The sequence below is a fragment of the Cerasibacillus sp. JNUCC 74 genome (genome assembly GCF_053667775.1).
Genome location: NZ_CM132207.1, coordinates 145,199 through 163,004, shown reverse-complemented (window position 1 = coordinate 163,004; position 17,806 = coordinate 145,199). Strand labels below are relative to the sequence as shown.

15 protein-coding genes and 1 other annotated feature are annotated in these 17,806 nt (G+C 37.9%); all 15 genes read right to left on the bottom strand.

Going from position 1 to position 17,806, the window contains the following annotated elements:
- Positions 1 to 35 precede the first annotated feature (35 nt).
- Positions 36 to 572 carry a transcription termination/antitermination protein NusG gene (gene nusG, locus JNUCC74_RS00730; protein WP_077318965.1) on the bottom strand — a complete coding sequence of 179 codons (537 nt, stop codon included), beginning with the start codon at positions 570 to 572 and terminating at the stop codon, positions 36 to 38.
- A gap of 176 nt (positions 573 to 748) precedes the next feature.
- Positions 749 to 916: a preprotein translocase subunit SecE gene (gene secE / locus JNUCC74_RS00725; protein ID WP_077318964.1), complete on the bottom strand. Its 168-nt coding sequence runs from the start codon at positions 914 to 916 to the stop codon at positions 749 to 751.
- 110 nt (positions 917 to 1,026) lie between these two features.
- Positions 1,027 to 1,176, bottom strand: coding sequence for a 50S ribosomal protein L33 (gene rpmG, locus JNUCC74_RS00720; protein WP_454066548.1), 150 nt, complete (start codon positions 1,174 to 1,176; stop codon positions 1,027 to 1,029).
- A 780-nt stretch (positions 1,177 to 1,956) separates the two neighbouring features.
- A complete protein-coding gene (gene sigH / locus JNUCC74_RS00715) occupies positions 1,957 to 2,607 on the bottom strand; it encodes an RNA polymerase sporulation sigma factor SigH (protein WP_077318962.1) in 651 nt (216 codons plus the stop codon).
- A gap of 112 nt (positions 2,608 to 2,719) precedes the next feature.
- Complete coding sequence (locus JNUCC74_RS00710) at positions 2,720 to 3,229, bottom strand: NYN domain-containing protein (RefSeq protein ID WP_454066547.1); 510 nt, start codon at positions 3,227 to 3,229, stop codon at positions 2,720 to 2,722.
- A 3-nt stretch (positions 3,230 to 3,232) separates the two neighbouring features.
- On the bottom strand, positions 3,233 to 3,976 hold the full coding sequence (gene rlmB / locus JNUCC74_RS00705) for a 23S rRNA (guanosine(2251)-2'-O)-methyltransferase RlmB (RefSeq protein ID WP_077318960.1): 744 nt from the start codon (positions 3,974 to 3,976) through the stop codon (positions 3,233 to 3,235).
- Complete coding sequence (locus JNUCC74_RS00700) at positions 3,936 to 4,376, bottom strand: Mini-ribonuclease 3 (RefSeq protein ID WP_454066546.1); 441 nt, start codon at positions 4,374 to 4,376, stop codon at positions 3,936 to 3,938. Before JNUCC74_RS00700 ends, rlmB begins: the two co-directional genes overlap by 41 nt.
- Before the next feature lie 2 nt (positions 4,377 to 4,378).
- A complete protein-coding gene (gene cysS / locus JNUCC74_RS00695; RefSeq protein ID WP_454066545.1) occupies positions 4,379 to 5,779 on the bottom strand; it encodes a cysteine--tRNA ligase in 1,401 nt (466 codons plus the stop codon).
- Positions 5,760 to 6,431 carry a serine O-acetyltransferase gene (gene cysE, locus JNUCC74_RS00690; RefSeq protein WP_179104446.1) on the bottom strand — a complete coding sequence of 224 codons (672 nt, stop codon included), beginning with the start codon at positions 6,429 to 6,431 and terminating at the stop codon, positions 5,760 to 5,762. Before cysE ends, cysS begins: the two co-directional genes overlap by 20 nt.
- An 805-nt stretch (positions 6,432 to 7,236) precedes the next feature.
- Positions 7,237 to 7,452 (bottom strand) — a binding site (T-box leader).
- Between the two features lie 46 nt (positions 7,453 to 7,498).
- Positions 7,499 to 8,968 carry a glutamate--tRNA ligase gene (gene gltX / locus JNUCC74_RS00685; protein WP_454066544.1) on the bottom strand — a complete coding sequence of 490 codons (1,470 nt, stop codon included), beginning with the start codon at positions 8,966 to 8,968 and terminating at the stop codon, positions 7,499 to 7,501.
- A gap of 414 nt (positions 8,969 to 9,382) precedes the next feature.
- Positions 9,383 to 10,474, bottom strand: coding sequence for a PIN domain-containing protein (locus tag JNUCC74_RS00680; RefSeq protein WP_454067802.1), 1,092 nt, complete (start codon positions 10,472 to 10,474; stop codon positions 9,383 to 9,385).
- Positions 10,475 to 10,636: 162 nt separating this feature from the next.
- Positions 10,637 to 12,010, bottom strand: coding sequence for a DNA repair protein RadA (gene radA / locus JNUCC74_RS00675; protein WP_454066543.1), 1,374 nt, complete (start codon positions 12,008 to 12,010; stop codon positions 10,637 to 10,639).
- A 1,742-nt stretch (positions 12,011 to 13,752) separates the two neighbouring features.
- A complete protein-coding gene (gene clpC / locus JNUCC74_RS00670; RefSeq protein ID WP_454066542.1) occupies positions 13,753 to 16,179 on the bottom strand; it encodes an ATP-dependent protease ATP-binding subunit ClpC in 2,427 nt (808 codons plus the stop codon).
- A gap of 19 nt (positions 16,180 to 16,198) precedes the next feature.
- On the bottom strand, positions 16,199 to 17,263 hold the full coding sequence (locus JNUCC74_RS00665; RefSeq protein ID WP_454066541.1) for a protein arginine kinase: 1,065 nt from the start codon (positions 17,261 to 17,263) through the stop codon (positions 16,199 to 16,201).
- Positions 17,260 to 17,805, bottom strand: coding sequence for a UvrB/UvrC motif-containing protein (locus JNUCC74_RS00660; protein ID WP_077318953.1), 546 nt, complete (start codon positions 17,803 to 17,805; stop codon positions 17,260 to 17,262). The genes JNUCC74_RS00665 and JNUCC74_RS00660 overlap by 4 nt, the downstream gene beginning before the upstream one ends.
- Position 17,806: the final 1 nt, after the last annotated feature.

Genomic DNA, 17,806 nt, shown 5'->3' with positions numbered 1-17,806 from the left:
AAAAATGCAAGGGGTTATTCCACAAACTAAATCAGCTATGCTAGCTTTTCAATTTGAGAAAAGTCCAATTCTACAGGTGTTTCCCGGCCAAACATATTAACATGCACTTTCACTTTTTGCTTGTCCGTATCAATATTTTCAATCGTACCAGTAAAGTCAGTAAATGGACCATCTGTTACACGTACATTTTCTTTTAGCTCAAAGTCAAATTGTACTGTTTTGTCCGCCACGCCCATGCGTTTTAAAATACTTTCGACTTCATCTGGCAGCAATGGGGTTGGCTTTGTTCCCCCGCCACTGGAACCAATAAATCCCGTTACTCCTGGGGTGTTACGAACGACATACCAAGAATCATCTGTCATAATCATCTCAGTTAATACATAGCCTGGGAAAAACTTTTTCTTGGTTACTTTCTTTTTCCCATTCTTTATTTCCGTTTCTTCATCTTCTGGTACGATAACGCGAAAGATTTTGTCTTCCATCCCCATCGATTTCACTCGTTTTTCCAAATTCATTTTCACTTTATTTTCATACCCGGAGTAAGTATGCACGACATACCAATTTTTTTCCATGGTTATTTGGACAACTAGTTTTGTCCTTTCCTCCCTTTAGATTAATCTATCCATTTCCTGCGCTAACCGACGATAAATTCGCTTCCAACTTAAAAAACCCGATAGTGACCGGGTTTTAAATAATCTCTTATTACATACCATTATAGCATAATTCACAAGTAAATATTCAATCTATCTTAAAGCAAATTCAAAATTTGTGTAATTCCAAGGTCAATTAAAAAGAAAAACAAGGCTACAAAAGCTACTGTTGAAATAACAGTGATTGTATAACTAGTAAGCTCTTTTCCACTTGGCCAACTAACTTTCTTCATTTCCCTTGAAACATTTTTCAAGAAACGAAACATGCTTGTACCCCCTACACCTGAAAATCACGACCTCCATCGCATATAGCAGATGAAAGTGATGCTGTATATTAAAAACAATTTTTCTTTACGTCTCTCATAACTCAAAACTGTTATTTTGTTTCACGATGTAACGTACGCTTCCCACAAACTTTACAATATTTATTTACTTCCAGCCGTACAGGTTGTGTGGATACATTTTTGCTCGTTGTATAATTTCTACTAGCACACACTGCACACGCTAAAGTTACTTTCTTTTTCATCCTCTCACCTCAAACTGGAGAGCTTTCTTTACTATTTTACTCTAGCATGGTTAGAAAAATGTGTCAATGTATCCCTATATAGGATGTTTAAGAAGTCAGACAAAAGTAACACATGGAATTTTATATATTAGAATATATATAATTTTTAATACTAAGTTGAGCCGGCACTGCAATAATACCAAATAAAGACATTGAATCTATCTTACTTTACTGTCTTAAAAACAAAAAGACGAGGTTGCTGACTAAATGTCCGATTCATTTGAATCTACAGGGCAGCGTATGTTACGACAGCCCTACACCGCGGTTTTTCAAGGACAAGGAAAACTACGTCTTCGATATATCGCACATAGAAAAAACGTCCTTCTTTTCAGATTGAGAAACTTCGAATGCAATACATTAGAATAAAGTAAAAATGCACCTCTTTTTCAAGGACGTCTGTGAACCTAGCCTTGATCCCACTCTTTTTGGAAAAACTTAGATTGTCCCAAGTCTTTAGCGAAAGCTCCTAGTTTTTCTTATACTATAAACTCTAAAATTTTATAGTCCTTCAATGTAGTTCCACTTTATCTGCAACGGATAAGTACAACGAGATGATCGTCACATGTTAAAATGGGGTAACAAATTTCTCGTTACTTTAAAATGTATAAAATTTAGCTTAGTAGCTCATTCACTGCTTTATAAAATTTGACGGCTTAAATACATAAGCGCCATCCTTGTTTCTAAATGGGAAAACTTACAGCTTTGTCATTTGGACTCAATTGAGTCCTTTGAAACATGAATTCATAACGAAATTCCCGTTCCTTCTATGAGTTGCTCCAGCTTGCGCTTTACTCGTTGTAGTGCATTATCAATCGATTTTACGTGTCGCTTTAAATCAACTGACATTTCCTGATACGTTTTACCGTCTAAATAAAGTCGAAGTACTTTTTTCTCCAATTCACTTAGTAATTCCGATAATTTCATTTCCATGTCGCCATATTTTTCTTGATTAATTAATAGTTCTTGTGGATCAATCGACTTCGAACCAGCAATCACATCCAATAAGGTGCGATCTGTCTCTTCATCATAAATAGGCTTGTCCAAAGAAACATAAGAGTTTAAAGGAATATGTTTCTGTCTTGTCGCTGTCTTAATTGCAGTTATAATTTGTCTTGTTACACATAACTCGGCAAACGCCTTAAACGATGACAGCTTTTCTCCATCATAATCACGGATAGCTTTATATAAACCGATCATTCCCTCTTGCACAATATCCTCTTTATCAGCACCAATTAAGAAGTAGGTGCGCGCTTTCGCACGTACAAAATTCCGATACTTATGTATTAAATAATCCAAGGCACGGCTATTCCCTTGATGAATAAGCTGCACAATCCCCTCATCATCCAGCCTGTTTAATTGCTTATCGCTAATCTCCTGTTTGAGATTCACCAAGATGACCCTCCCCCCGACTTACACCGCACTCAATTTAAAGCTTATTATACAGGAAGCGCTTTAAAGTCGTCAACACTGGAAGGAGTGGTATTCGCCTAAATTTATATAAAATTTACAATTTTCCCCTTCTCCATTTTTCGAATTTTCTTAACGTCTCTTCATCTAACGTGAGTTTTGTATGTACTTTTTGCTTGTGATGGTCCTTAATCGTTGCATCTATATCCTTTTTTATATTTTTTATTTCCATGCTTAATTCACGGGCTGATTTGCGCAGTGCGCCACTTGCAAAAATAGTGCGCTGCTCTGCATAGTCTGAAGTAGCAACATATACTTGAGTTCGGATATCTTTAATTTGCTTGACTAATTTTTCAATGCATTCATCCGCTGTTTCTTTTTCCTTTGTAAAGATAATTTCTACGTTATAGGCCTTCATTTTACTTGCTATGCCCCGTACATAGTAAGCATCGAATACAATAATAACGCGATGTCCTGAAAATGCTTGATATTCAGCCATTAATTCAATCAAACGATCTCTAGCCTGTCCAATATCACTATCTTTTAACTTTTGGAGTTCTTCCCATGCTCCTATCATGTTGTAGCCATCCACTATCAAAACAACCATACACTATTCACCATAAGGGTATCTTTTACGATAGACCTCGTATAATAGTAAACTACAGGCAACAGAAGCGTTAAGGGAAGACACCTTTCCTTTCATAGGCAAACGAACCGTCCAATCGCATTTTTTTCGAACTAATCGACTCATTCCTTTTCCTTCATTACCAATAACGATAGCGAGCGGTAAAGTTCCCTCCAACTGTCGATAATCCTCTTTTGCATTTGCCTCAGTTCCTACCACCCATATATGTCGTTCCTTTAACTCATCAATAGTATTAGCAATATTTGTGACTCTAGCAACCGGAACATGTTCGAGTGCTCCTGCCGCCGTTTTAGCTACAGTTGCAGTTAAGCCAACGGAACGCCGCTTTGGAATAATAACACCATGAGCCCCTACCGCGTCTGCAGTACGTAAAATCGACCCTAAATTATGCGGATCCTCCAATTCGTCTAAAATAAGCAAGAAAGGTGCTTCATCCTTTTGCTCTGCTCGTTGAAATAGCTCGTCCAAAGAAGCATAGTCATATGGTGCTACATAAGCGACAACACCTTGATGATTGCCACCCGTCAGCTGATCTATTTTTTGCTTTGGAACTTTCTGAACAACCGTTCCGGCCTTTTTACCTAACTGATAAATCTTTGCTTGAGCGTTCGCGTTTAAATGCTCGGATACGAATACTTTATTTACAGATCTACCTGACTTTAATGCTTCAATGACTGGGTTTTTCCCGATAATTAGTTCCTTCTCCATGCTCATGCTCACTCCTTTCTGTTTGTTCCACCGCCTGTTGTAAAAGCTGGATTAGTCGGTTCTCGTTTTTTTGTAAATAATGATAACCAATCAACGCTTCAAACGCAGTACTATAACGATACATTTGTACATTTAGATTTTTGGGAATCGATCCGGATTTTGCATTCCGACCTCTAGTAACTATCCTTTCTTCTTCTTTCGTTAGTGTTCCCGATTTTAGCCAGTGCAACACAACAGCTGCCTGGGCTTTTCCTGATACATATTTAATAGCTCTTTGATGCAGCTGCTGCGGTTTTACTTGACCATGTTTTAGAAGATACTCCCTTACATACAATTCATAAACAGCATCCCCCATGTAAGCGAGAGCAAGGCTTTTCATTTGTTTTACATCAACATCCATTTCTATCCTCTTTTCCATCTAACCCCTTGAGGTGTATCTTCTAAAATTATATTTTTAGCTTTTAGCATATCTCTAATTTCATCGGCACGCCCGAAATCGCGGTTTTTTCTTGCTTCATTTCGTTCTTCAATTAATTTCTCAATTTCCTCATCAAGCAAGTCCGTTTCTATTTTTAACTCAATCCCAAGGATATTTAAAAATGAACGAATGGTGTCTTGAAAATCCTCAATTACCTGACTGCAAGTTTGTTTCATTTGTACATAAACGTTGGCTTCCCTTGCAACCTCAAACAGAACAGAAATAGCATTTGCTGTATGAAAATCATCGTCCATTTCCGCTTCAAATTGATCTCGCCATGTAGCCAGTTTTTCCAGCCATTCATCTTTATGATCTACTAAATCAAGGCTAGACGTTTTCCGGTGCTCCAAATTAAAATAGGCCGTTTTTATTCGGTCTAAGCTATTTTCTGCGCTCTCTAGTAATTCTTCCGTAAAGTTAATCGGATGACGATAATGAACACTTAACATAAAAAAGCGAATAACTTGAGGATCATATTTATTGATTAAATCTCTTGCAAGCAAATAATTGCCTAGTGACTTTGACATTTTTTCATTATTAATATTAATATAACCATTATGCATCCAGTAATTAGCAAATGTTTTTCCTGTGAGTGCTTCTGATTGAGCAATCTCATTCTCATGATGAGGAAAGGCAAGATCTTGTCCCCCTGCATGAATATCAATCGTTTCTCCTAAATATTTTTTAACCATAGCAGAGCACTCAATATGCCAGCCGGGACGACCTTCCCCCCATGGAGAATCCCAGGAAATTTCTCCTTCTTTTGCTTGCTTCCATAACGCAAAATCCAATGGATCTGTTTTCTTTTCACCTACTTGTATTCTTGCACCTGAATGTAATTCATCAATGGATTGATGCGATAACTTCCCATATCCAGTAAATTCTCTCGGTTTAAAATAAACATCTCCGTCAGCTTCATAGGCATATCCTTTTTCAATTAGGGATTGAATGAAGGTAATGATATCATCCATCGCTTCCGTCACTCGCGGATTATGCGTTGCTTTCTTTACACCTAGAGCTCCTACATCCTCTAAATAAGCTGAAATAAATTGATCTGCTATCTCAGGCACTTCTTTTCCAAGTTCATTAGCAACTTTAATTATTTTATCATCTACATCCGTAAAATTAAGCACATAGTCTACTTCATAACCTTTATATTCTAAATAACGTCTTACCGTATCAAAGACAATGGCAGGTCGTGCATTACCAATATGAATATAGTTGTATACAGTTGGTCCGCAAACATACATACTTACCTTTCCCGGCTGTAAAGGCGTAAATACTTCTTTTTTACGTGTAATCGTATTATAGATTTTTATAGACATCGTATCTATTCCCTTCTTTCCCTTTGACTATTTCTTTTAATTCAGCTATTTCCGCCCTTAATTCATCAATCTCTTGTTGTAAATGCTCACAACGATTTGCAACTGGATCAGGTAGTTTATGATGGTCGAGGTCTTTTCTAATTTTTTCCCCTCGTTGCCTCACTACCTTTCCTGGAACCCCTACTACGGTTGCATGATCCGGTACATCCTTCAGCACAACAGACCCAGCCCCAATCTTAGCGCTTTCGCCAATGGTTATAGAACCAAGAACCTTTGCACCTGTAGCAATGAGTGCATTGTCTTTTACGGTGGGATGTCTTTTTCCCTTTTCTTTTCCTGTACCACCTAAAGTGACACCTTGAAATATGGTGACATTATCACCAATTTCGCAAGTTTCTCCAATGACAACTCCCATTCCATGATCAATAAATAAACGACGACCGATAATTGCACCAGGGTGAATTTCGATCCCTGTTAAAAAACGATTCAACTGAGAGATTGCACGTGCAATAAAAAACATTCTGCGCCTATAAAACATATGAGCGACTCGGTGCCACCAAACGGCATGTAGTCCTGAATAGGTTAAGAAAACTTCAAAATAGGAGCGAGCAGCCGGGTCTTGTTCAAACACCACATCCATATCTTCCTTCATTCTTTTCCATATTCCCACTTGATTAACCTCCTTTTCTTTATGGTAAAAAAACAAAAAAGTAAACCTTTTATAGATGCAGGATAGACGTTAACTTATTCCTTGTTAGTATGACAGGCAGTCTGCTATTGCATCTATACTTATACAAACAACTTCAACGTTATATATTTACTTTTACGAAAATGTTAAAAAGGGCTATTAAGTCCATTATAATGGTACAACTACTGTACCTAGAATGTATAAAATTATTGTAGCTGCTGGCGTTGAGATAACGCAGCGGAAAATTTAATGTTTACATATAAAACAATTACATGGTATATCAAATATTATTTATTGCTTTCTTCCAGCACCCCTATTTCTAAGGCCTCGCAAGCCTTCCACTCGATGAAACAAAGTCCTTAATTCCTTAGCTTGATAATCATTTTTAGCCGTTTTTACATAGAACAAAAGCTAGAAATGCCTGGTTAGGCGGCATCCAAACTGGAGAGCTTCTGATAAGATCAAGGAAACATGCCTCTAAAACAATGGTATGCCGACGCCTGAGCGGCAAGCCCGCTTTTAGCAGGCCTTCCTTTAGATTCGAGCCGATGTTGAGTTATCGCAGGAAGAAATGGCGAAGTTTGCTACAACTTGAGCGTTTAAAGCTAGACAATACTACGTTTCAAAAAATTAACCAGAAACAGATATTATTTCCTAGACAAGAAGGTAAACAGCTGGTCAGTCTGACAAGTGCAAAGCTGGATTACGACAATAAACAAATTTTATAAATTCTTAAAAAAAGTAAAAACAAGCGCCTCTGTATATTTGATTCAGAGACGCTTGTTTCGCGCGGTTCCACTCTGTTTGAAGGAGATGGTCTCCTTCCAACTTCATGCTTATAACGGTAAGTACCGCCGTTATGTACTCATTTCCATAACGGACTCCGAGGAGCACTTCAAAAGCAATGCTTAAAATCACTTCCAGCCAAGGCGATTCTCTCTGTATAAGCGATTTGCTTCCTACTTTCCCTCATCAACGCTCTTTTATTTGTGTAGTAATACTATATTACATTTTTTATAAGTTGTGAATCATTAAGCCTCAAGCTTTTTTAAAATGGTATCCAACCGGTTAATCACAAGATCTTTACCAAGTAGTTCGATAGACGCTGGCAGCTCAGGACCATGCGTTTGACCAGTAGTCGCTACCCGAATTGGCATAAACAATTTTTTACCACGGTGACCCGTCTCTTTTTGCGTTGCTTTGATTTGAGCCTTAATCTTATCCTGAGAAAAATCATCCAAATGAATCAACTTATCTGTAAATACTTGTAATACTTCTGGAACTTGTTCTCCTTGCAACACTTCCCAGGCAGCATCATCTAAAGAAAGATCTTTGGTAAAAAACAAGTCGGTTAATTCTACAATCTCTGCTCCATATCGTAATTGATTTTTGTACAAAGCAATGATCTTCTCTGCCCAAGTTCTAGTCTGAGCATCCATATCTTCAGATAATTTCCCTGCTTTTACTAAATGCGGCATTGCTAAATCAATCACTTTTGATAGATCAGCTGCTTTAATATATTCATTATTCATCCATTTTAATTTGTGGCGGTCAAATATCGCCGCTGAGGTTGATAAACGATTTGGATCAAATATGTCAATTAATGTTTCCTTATCAAAAATCTCTTCTTCTCCAACTGGGGACCACCCTAATAATGTAATAAAATTAAACAGCGCCTCTGGTAAGTATCCTAAGTCATGATATTGTTCAATAAATTGGATAATATGCTGATCACGCTTACTCAATTTCTTCCGTTCTTCATTAAGAATTAAAGTCATATGGCCAAATTTAGGCGGTTCCCAACCAAATGCTTCATAGATCATCATTTGTTTTGGAGTGTTTGAAATATGCTCCTCTCCACGTAAAACATGCGAAATATCCATTAAATGGTCATCAATTGCTACAGCAAAATTATACGTTGGAATCCCATTTTTTTTCACGATAACCCAGTCACCAAAATCACTAGATTCAAATGTAATATTGTCTCGAACTAGGTCATTAAAGATATACGTCTTATTTTCAGGAACCCGAAAACGAATACTAGGTAAACGTCCTTCCCGCTCAAATGCAGCTATTTGCTCCTCGGTTAAATCCCGATGTGCACCAGAATACTTTGGAACTTGTCCTTTTGCACGCTGTTGTTCTCTTTCTGCTTCCAGCTCTTCTTCAGTCATATAACATTTATATGCTAATCCTCTTTCCAAGAGGTCATCCACATATTTTTTGTAAATATCAAGCCGTTCCATTTGGCGATACGGGCCGTAATCACCGCCGATATCTGCTCCTTCGTCCCATTCAATACCTAACCACTTTAAAAATTTAAGCTGGCTTTCTTCACCTCCAGCAACATTTCGTTTTTCATCTGTGTCCTCTATACGAATAATCATTTTTCCAGAAAAATGCTTTGCAAATAAATAATTAAATAATGCTGTACGCGCGTTTCCAATATGCAAATGGCCGGTTGGGCTTGGTGCATAGCGTACTCGAACCTGATTTGTCATGGTTCTTCCCCTTTCTGTTATAAAGTAAGACTTTCCACCACGGAGAATTCTCTCTATCTTCATGGTAGTTAGTAAAATGCAGCTTACCCCTCATCTGCCTGTGCTAAAGTCTGGAGGAAGTATGACTGCTAGTTCATGTAAATGCTAATAAATATATCAGACTAAAAGTATGCACGGGATGTGAGACAGACTCGTAATCGCTTTTACGAACATTTACAAAGGAAATGGCTACGATGGCTTCCCTAATCTAATCTTACAAGCATAAGTAAGTCTGAAAGTATGTTGCGATCTTAGCCAACCTTAGGTCGATTAACTCCTTTTACACTATACAAATTATACTTTCCTTTATAGTATAACAAAAGTGATAACAATTGATGTTATCACTTTGTCTATCCTCTATAAGTTATACCCCTTTTAAAGGGCTTTTTCAAGTAATTTTGGTTTGGCAAATATCATTCGTCCGGCTGATGTTTGTAGCACACTTGTTATTAGAACTTCAATTGTCTTTCCGATATAGTCTCGGCCTTCTTCTACAACAATCATTGTACCATCATCAAGATATGCGATACCTTGGTTATGTTCTTTCCCATCTTTAATAACGTGCACAACTAATTCTTCGCCTGGTAATACAACTGGTTTAACCGCATTTGCCAAATCATTAATATTTAAAACGGACACACCTTGCAAATCGCATACTTTATTTAAGTTAAAGTCATTGGTTACAACAATTCCATCAATTACTTTTGCTAGCTTAATTAATTTACTATCTACTTCATGAATCTCTTCAAAATCACCTTCATAGATTTCTACCTTTACTGGTAATTCCTTTTGAATACGATTTAACACATCAAGACCTCTACGACCACGATTCCGTTTTAATACATCGGAAGAATCCGCAATATGTTGCAATTCGCTAAGTACAAATTGTGGAATAATAATCGTTCCTTCTAAAAAATTTGTCTGGCAAATATCAGCAATCCGACCATCAATGATAACACTAGTATCCAAAATCTTTGCTTTTGGCTGAACTGGTGATGCGTTATCAGCTTCAGGTGCCTTACGTTTTTCCCGTTTATTCAGAGCTAAAATATTTACAAATTCTTCTCTCCGACGAAATCCGACCTGAAATCCTAAATATCCTAATAAGATTGTGCTAAATAGTGGAAGAACTTGTGAAACTAGCTTAATATTAATATCTCTTAAAGGAATGGTAATTAAATAGGCAATTACCAGACCGCCCATCAGCCCTAATGTTCCAGCAAATAAATCACCCGCAGGTAAACGAATTAACGCTTCTTCAATCCACTTTAAAAACCCTACAATATAATCGACAAGCCAATATGAAATGAGAAAGAAAATAATAGCACCTGTTATCATACCCACATAAGGGGATAATATCCAGTTGACATCGGCAATATTTAATAGTGCTAAAATAACCGGAACATACAAATAACCGATGGTGCCTCCTAAAATAATAAAAAACAGATGAACAATCTTTTTCATCAGCAATGCCACCTCCTAACTTATATTATTGCCTAGGATGAAAAAAAATAATCCTTAAAAAGTAATAAAGTGAAATACCTTCCATATACCGCTCTCTTTATTACTGTAAAAAATTTGGTAATAGGTTGTATTATCATATAATAGCAGTGAAAATTATAGATTATCTTATCTACTTACTCCGATTTGCAGCGCTTCTTGCACAGAATCCACACCAATGACTTCAATTTGATCGGGGATTGTCCAACCACCTACATTATTTTGTGGGCAAATTACTCGTTTGAAGCCAAGCTTTGCCGCTTCCTGAATACGTTGTTCAATTCTCGATACCCTTCTAATTTCACCAGTTAAGCCTACTTCTCCAATAAAAATATCTTCTGGCTTGGTAGGTTGATCCCTAAAGCTAGAAGCAATACTAACAGCAATGGCTAAATCAATGGCTGGCTCATCTAACTTCACTCCACCAGCAACCTTAATATATGCATCCTGATTTTGTAGCATTAATCCTACACGTTTTTCAAGCACTGCCATCAACAATGAAACGCGGTTATGATCAACTCCAGTGGCCATTCTACGTGGGTTTCCAAATGCCGAAGGGGATATTAACGCTTGAATCTCAACAAGAACTGGCCTTGTTCCTTCCATTGACGCAACAACAGTCGAACCTGATGCACCTTGCGAACGCTCTTCCAAAAATATTTCGGAAGGATTTAAAACTTCACGCAAACCTTCTTCCTTCATTTCAAAAATTCCCATTTCATTCGTACTGCCAAATCTATTTTTTACCCCGCGTAAGATACGATACGTATGGTGACGTTCACCTTCAAAATAAAGCACTGCATCTACCATATGCTCTAACAGCCTAGGACCTGCGATAGCCCCCTCTTTCGTAACATGTCCCACAATAAAGATTGGGATTCCGTTCGTTTTGGCAATTCTCATTAACTCTGCTGTACATTCCCGTACTTGAGAAACACTACCTGGAGCACTAGAAACCTCTTCACGAAAAATGGTTTGGATCGAGTCAATGACAACAAAAGATGGCTTAACTGCCTCAATTGTATTCGTGATGTCTAACAGATTTGTTTCTGCTAAGACATATAAGGAATCGGCTATCACTCCTAAACGATCAGCCCGCAACTTTGTCTGTCTAGTTGATTCCTCACCCGAAATGTATAATACCGACAATTGCTTATCTGCTAATTGCGAAGATATCTGTAATAATAATGTGGATTTACCAATCCCAGGATCGCCGCCTATCAATACGAGCGAACCAGGAACAATTCCACCACCAAGTACACGATTGAATTCTTTCATTGCAGTTGTTATTCTTGGTTCTTTTTGAGCTTTGATAGCTGTTATTTTTTCAGGTCTACCAACAGATCTTTTTCCCGTTTGAAACGCATGGCTCTGTCTCCCACCTGTAATTTCAACTTCCTCAACGAATGTATTCCAATTATTGCAGCCAGGACATTTTCCCATCCATTTTGCTGACTCATAGCCACATTCCTGACAAACAAATTTCGTTTTTCGCTTTGCCAACTTACTCACTACCCCTTCATTTATCTATTATATACGATTTTGGCAATCATTAGGTTACAGGTTCCTATCAATTTAGCTACGAAATTCCATAGTCCTGCCACAATTTCTCAGGAGCTACTGTTGTATTTATGCGTTTTTAACAGGATTGCAACTAGGAGACAAAGAATAATTTTAACATCTAGTAAAGGCTGATTTCTGTTTTAAAAAGGTGAAAATTACCAATAATTTAAAGATGATTTGGATGAGCGGAATGTTTTAGTTACATAGTCGAGAAACACATTTTTAAAAATTTTTGCCATTTTTTTGACTACTTTTTTCTCTAATTAAATTAAGTTTAACATATTTTAGTATAGAAAAAATGTTTCTACATACCCAGGAGTTTTTACTTATCCGTCATATTGGATAATCGATTCTCCAGCTCTTTATTTTCTAAGCAATGTGTAATTAACTTTCTTTATACTATAGGAAAGTATAAAATTTTACGGTTTATAGTATAAGAAAAGCTACAGCTTTCGCTAAAGACTTGGCGACAAGCCAAGTTTTTCTAATGTTCTTTATGCGGAAAGCGTGGAGCACTATAGGAGTGGCGTTCTCTATATTATAATGTTTGTTCAAAAAGAGCCACGAAGTTTGAGGCAGTGTCAACGAGCGAAAAGCTTACATTTAGCAACTGGAACTCCAAAAGCAAGCAAAGAACAAAAGCAAAGGCGCTCCGGTAGCGAAATCCGATGTCTTCTGGTGAGATACGTGTAACTTCATTAAAGGATTGCTTTTTTCCTTAAAAAACCACTATGTGTCACTACCGAAGTTTTCTTGTTCTTGAAAAAGAAGAACGCTTTTACTACGTACGATGCATCGCTATCATAGCCTTTCATCTTCCATGTCACTATCGACGCGAACGAATCGAGAGTTTAGGAGCCGCTTCTCTCATAAAAAACGGAAGATAATAAGTAAATTTTATAGATGAGGAAAATACGACCCCTTATATTCGAGATAAAGTAAACATGCCTCTAAAACAAGGGTAAGCCAAGATTAGGTGGCAAGCAGGCTTTTAGTCGGCCTTCCTTTAGGTTCGAACCAATGTCGATTAGCGTAGGAAAAGAATCAAATTTTGCTAGTCCTCGAGCATTAGTAAACGACGGCTACAATAAAGCTATCCACCATGGAAAAACGGATATTATTTCCTAGGCAATAAAGAATATTTGACTAGTACTAATTCTTTTGATAAGACAGTCGCCTAGTTAACAAATACTTAAGCTCTAAGAAATTTACGTCATTGATACAGCTTAAATTTTGATTCTGACCACATCAAGAAATTCGTTATATCATTTTGACCGCCTTTTTGATCATCCTCTTTTTCTAAGGGGGTTTTTATTTCCATCCGATATTTGAAGGCTTCTTTGTAAAAGGAAAATGAAGGCTATATAAAGAGGCTTAGTGTAGCTACTTCCGTTTATCCGGAATATAAAATGCAATAAGATTTCCACTAGAAGTCTAAATGGGAGATAACGGTTCTCCTAAAGATCAATTCATTCGGATGGATAGGACAGAGTTACTACGGCAGGCAATACACCGCGGTTTTTCAAGGATAAGGAAGTTTGAACAGCGACCCATTGCACGCAAAAAAGTGCTTTTTCAAGGAAGTCCGAGTTTTTATCTTTTGTTCTACTTCTATCAGCAGGGGGTAAAGGAAAAGTCCTACTGATAGAAGTTTCACTTTATTAATCTATTGGTTATAAAGGTTATTTAAGAATAATAAATGCCCCTTTATTATTCAAGCCTATCTTCACTTTTTGCCCTTTAGCAATGGTTCCCTTCAAAAGCTCCTCTGATAATAAATCTTCTATATTCTTTTGAATGGAACGACGAAGCGGCCTTGCACCATATTCAGGATCAAATCCTTCGTTAGCAATTTTTTCAATTGCTTTATCAGTTAGCGAAAATTCAATCCCTTGTTCTTTCAGACGACGCTGTAACTGCTCAATCATGAGTATAACAATGCTCTTCATATGCTTTTTCTCTAAGGAATGGAACACAATGGTTTCGTCAATACGGTTTAAAAATTCTGGGCGAAAGGCTTTTTTCAATTCATCCATGACTTTTGCCTTCATATCCTTATATTCTTGGTTTTCGTCTCCAATATTAAAGCCAACGTATTTATTTCGCCTCAATTCACTAGCTCCAACGTTTGATGTCATGATCAACACAGTGTTTCGAAAGTCTACTACACGGCCCTTTGAATCAGTTAATCGTCCATCTTCAAGCACTTGTAATAAAATGTTAAATACTTCTGGATGTGCCTTTTCAATTTCATCTAACAATACAACGGAATACGGCTTTCTACGTACTTTTTCTGTCAACTGACCGCCCTCTTCATAACCAACATAGCCAGGAGGAGAACCAACCAAGCGAGAGGTTGCGTGTTTTTCCATATACTCAGACATATCAATTCGAATCATCGCATCCTCATCTGCAAACATTGCCTCAGCCAATGCTCTGGCTAATTCTGTTTTTCCAACCCCTGTTGGCCCTAAGAAAATAAATGAGCCAATTGGTCGCTTCGGATCTTTTAAACCTGCTCGAGCTCTTCGAATAGCCTTAGCGATTGCATTTACGGCCTCTTCTTGACCAATTACACGATTATGAAGGATTTTTTCTAGATTTAATAAGCGGTCACTTTCATCTTTCGTCAATTTAGAAACAGGTACTCCTGTCCATATGGATACAACGCTTGCTATATCCTCAATTGTGACCTCTGAGTCCATTTGGCCTTGTTTTTCCTTCCATTTTTGCTTCGTTTCCTCTACTTCCTCACGAAGCCGCTGTTCTGAATCACGAAGTGAAGCAGCTTTTTCAAATTCTTGGCTTTGTACAGCAGCATCTTTTTCCTTGCGAACCTCTTCCAGCTTCTGTTCTAGCTCTTTTAGATTTGGCGGAACCGTATAAGAACGCAAACGCACTTTGGAGCCAGCTTCATCAATGAGATCAATTGCTTTATCAGGAAGGAAGCGATCCGTAATATAGCGATCAGATAGGTTTACTGCAGCATGAATAGCTTCATCGGTAATCGTCACACGATGATGCGCTTCGTAACGATCACGCAAGCCTTTTAAAATTTGTACTGTTTCTTCTAAAGTAGGTTCATCTACTTGAATGGGCTGGAACCTACGCTCAAGAGCAGCATCCTTTTCAATGTATTTACGATATTCATCTAACGTTGTTGCACCAATACATTGCAATTCACCACGGGCAAGCGAAGGCTTTAATATATTGGAAGCATCAATTGCTCCTTCTGCCCCGCCAGCACCGATTAAAGTATGAAGCTCATCTATAAATAGAATGATATTACCAGCTTGGCGAATTTCTTCCATTACCTTTTTTAAACGATCCTCAAATTCTCCTCGATACTTGGTACCTGCAACTACAGTACCCATATCAAGTGTCATCACTCGTTTATCCCGTAACGTTTCCGGAACCTCGTTGTTAACAATTTGTTGTGCAAGCCCTTCTGCAACAGCTGTCTTACCAACCCCAGGCTCACCAATTAAAACCGGATTATTTTTTGTACGTCGACTTAACACTTGAATGACACGTTCAATTTCCTTGCTACGTCCAATCACTGGATCAATATTGCCCTCTTTTGCACTAACGGTAAGATCACGAGCAAGGGAATCAAGGGTTGGTGTATTAGCATTTGATTGCTGTCCACGACCTTGACGATTTGCTTGCGACTCATTGCTCCCTAACAACTGCAGCACTTGTTGTCTCGCCTTGTTAAGGCTAACCCCTAAATTATTTAAAACTCTAGCAGCAACACCTTCTCCTTCACGGATGAGACCAAGAAGAATATGCTCCGTGCCTACATAAGAGTGTCCGAGCTTTCTTGCTTCATCTTGACAAAGCTCTACTACTTTTTTGGCCCGCGGCGTATAATGGATTGTTTGCATCGGTTGCTTTCCAATACCGATTAATTTCTCTACTTCCTGCTGTATTTTGGAAACTTCCAAACCTAGGGATTGCAATGCTTTAGCAGCAATACCCTCTCCCTCACGAACAAGGGCTAAAAGAATATGCTCCGTTCCAATATTGTTATGACCCAGTCGAACAGCCTCTTCCTGAGCTAGTGCAAATACTTTTTGCGCTCTTTCTGTAAAACGTCCTGACATCATATAAAAATTACCTCCTTAGCTATTGCTCCAATTGTAAGCGTTGGCGAATAAGTGATGCTCGTAATTGGTCACGTTCATTTGCATTTAAAGTTTTTTTAGCATATTGTTGTAAAAAACCTGGCTGTGTCAATATTATTAATTCATTTAATATATTTCGTGAAATATTTTTTATTAACCCTAAGTCAATTCCTAGACGAACATTGGATAAGCAGCTAGCGGCCTCTTGAGACTCGATGATTCGAGCATACTCTAAAACACCGTATGAACGATAAATACGATCTTCTAATTGAACTCCTGATTGTTTTATTAACTGTTCTCTTGCATAACGCTCATACTCAATTAATTGCTTTACCACACTTTGCAAATCGGCTACAATATCCGCTTCAGGTTTTCCTAACGTTATTTGATTGGATATTTGGAAAATATTACCCTGCGCTTCACTACCTTCACCGTAAATGCCCCTTACTACAAGGCCTAACTGGTTAATAGCTGGAAGCATGCGATTAATTTGTTTCGTTACTACTAGTGCTGGTAAATGCATCATAACTGACGCCCGCATCCCTGTACCTACATTTGTAGGACAACTTGTTAAATATCCTCGCTTTTCATCAAATGCATAATTAATTTTTTCTTCCAGCCAATCATCTATTTCAAAAGCCTGTTGCAACGCTTCAGATAGCTGAAAACCCGGAACATATAATTGCAAGCGTATATGGTCTTCTTCATTTATCATTAGGGACACTTGTTCATTTTCTGATATTAGTGCTGCAGCAGACTCAGAATGTTTGGCCAGTAACGGGCTTATCAAATGCTTTTCGACTAGAACGCGTTTCTCTATCACGGTTAAATCACGAATGGATAGAAATGCAAAATTCTTGTATGCTCCGAAAGATTTGCCTTCATATTTTTCTTTAAAAAAACTACGAATTTCCTCTAGTTGACTTGGATCGGCTGCAATGGGATAAGGGACATTTGCAAAGTTACGCGCAAGCCGGATTCTACTGCTTAATACGATATCACTATCGGGGCCTTCTTTTCGCATCCAGGGGCTAATTGCTTCGTTCATAAAGTGTTGCAGCGTCATGCTTGGTCACCTGCCTCTGAATCATCCTGCTGACTTAATTCACGTATTTGATCTCTTACTTTTGCTGCCTCTTCAAATTCCTCATTCTCTACTAGTTTCTTCAAATGTGCTTTTAAGTCCTCCAGTTGTTTCTTTTTATGCAAATATCCTCCTTGACGTTTTGGTATTTTCCCATTATGCTTCACATTACCTGCATGCACCCTTCGAAAAATAGGATCTAACCTGTCATTAAAAGTTTCATAACAAACAGCACAACCAAATTTACCAACTTGTTTAAATTGCGAAAATGTCATTTCACATTTAGGACATTGTAAATCGTGTATTTGTTGATAGGTTTTCCCTTGAGGTTTAGTTAAGCCAGAGGTATCAAAATTAAAGAGTCCGGAAAGTAAATTATGCAATGAATGTCCTTCTTCGGGGTAACTCATGTAGCCCATTTCCTTTGCACACACTTTGCAAACATGAACCTCCATTTTTTGTCCTTGAATAACTTGTGTAAAATGAACTGTCGCGGGCCGCTCATGGCATTCTTGACATTCCATT

What these genes read in the sequence shown, in the direction of transcription:
- JNUCC74_RS00660 (WP_077318953.1), bottom strand. Translation starts at nt 17,805, where the DNA reads ATGGAATGTCAAGAATGCCATGAGCGGCCCGCGACAGTTCATTTTACA.
- cysS (WP_454066545.1), bottom strand. Translation starts at nt 5,779, where the DNA reads ATGTCTATAAAAATCTATAATACGATTACACGTAAAAAAGAAGTATTT.
- clpC (WP_454066542.1), bottom strand. Translation starts at nt 16,179, where the DNA reads ATGATGTCAGGACGTTTTACAGAAAGAGCGCAAAAAGTATTTGCACTA.
- cysE (WP_179104446.1), bottom strand. Translation starts at nt 6,431, where the DNA reads ATGAAGGAAGATATGGATGTGGTGTTTGAACAAGACCCGGCTGCTCGC.
- secE (WP_077318964.1), bottom strand. Translation starts at nt 916, where the DNA reads ATGTTTCGTTTCTTGAAAAATGTTTCAAGGGAAATGAAGAAAGTTAGT.
- JNUCC74_RS00665 (WP_454066541.1), bottom strand. Translation starts at nt 17,263, where the DNA reads ATGACGCTGCAACACTTTATGAACGAAGCAATTAGCCCCTGGATGCGA.
- rlmB (WP_077318960.1), bottom strand. Translation starts at nt 3,976, where the DNA reads ATGGAGAAGGAACTAATTATCGGGAAAAACCCAGTCATTGAAGCATTA.
- rpmG (WP_454066548.1), bottom strand. Translation starts at nt 1,176, where the DNA reads ATGAAAAAGAAAGTAACTTTAGCGTGTGCAGTGTGTGCTAGTAGAAAT.
- JNUCC74_RS00700 (WP_454066546.1), bottom strand. Translation starts at nt 4,376, where the DNA reads ATGGATGTTGATGTAAAACAAATGAAAAGCCTTGCTCTCGCTTACATG.
- nusG (WP_077318965.1), bottom strand. Translation starts at nt 572, where the DNA reads ATGGAAAAAAATTGGTATGTCGTGCATACTTACTCCGGGTATGAAAAT.
- gltX (WP_454066544.1), bottom strand. Translation starts at nt 8,968, where the DNA reads ATGACAAATCAGGTTCGAGTACGCTATGCACCAAGCCCAACCGGCCAT.
- JNUCC74_RS00710 (WP_454066547.1), bottom strand. Translation starts at nt 3,229, where the DNA reads ATGGTTGTTTTGATAGTGGATGGCTACAACATGATAGGAGCATGGGAA.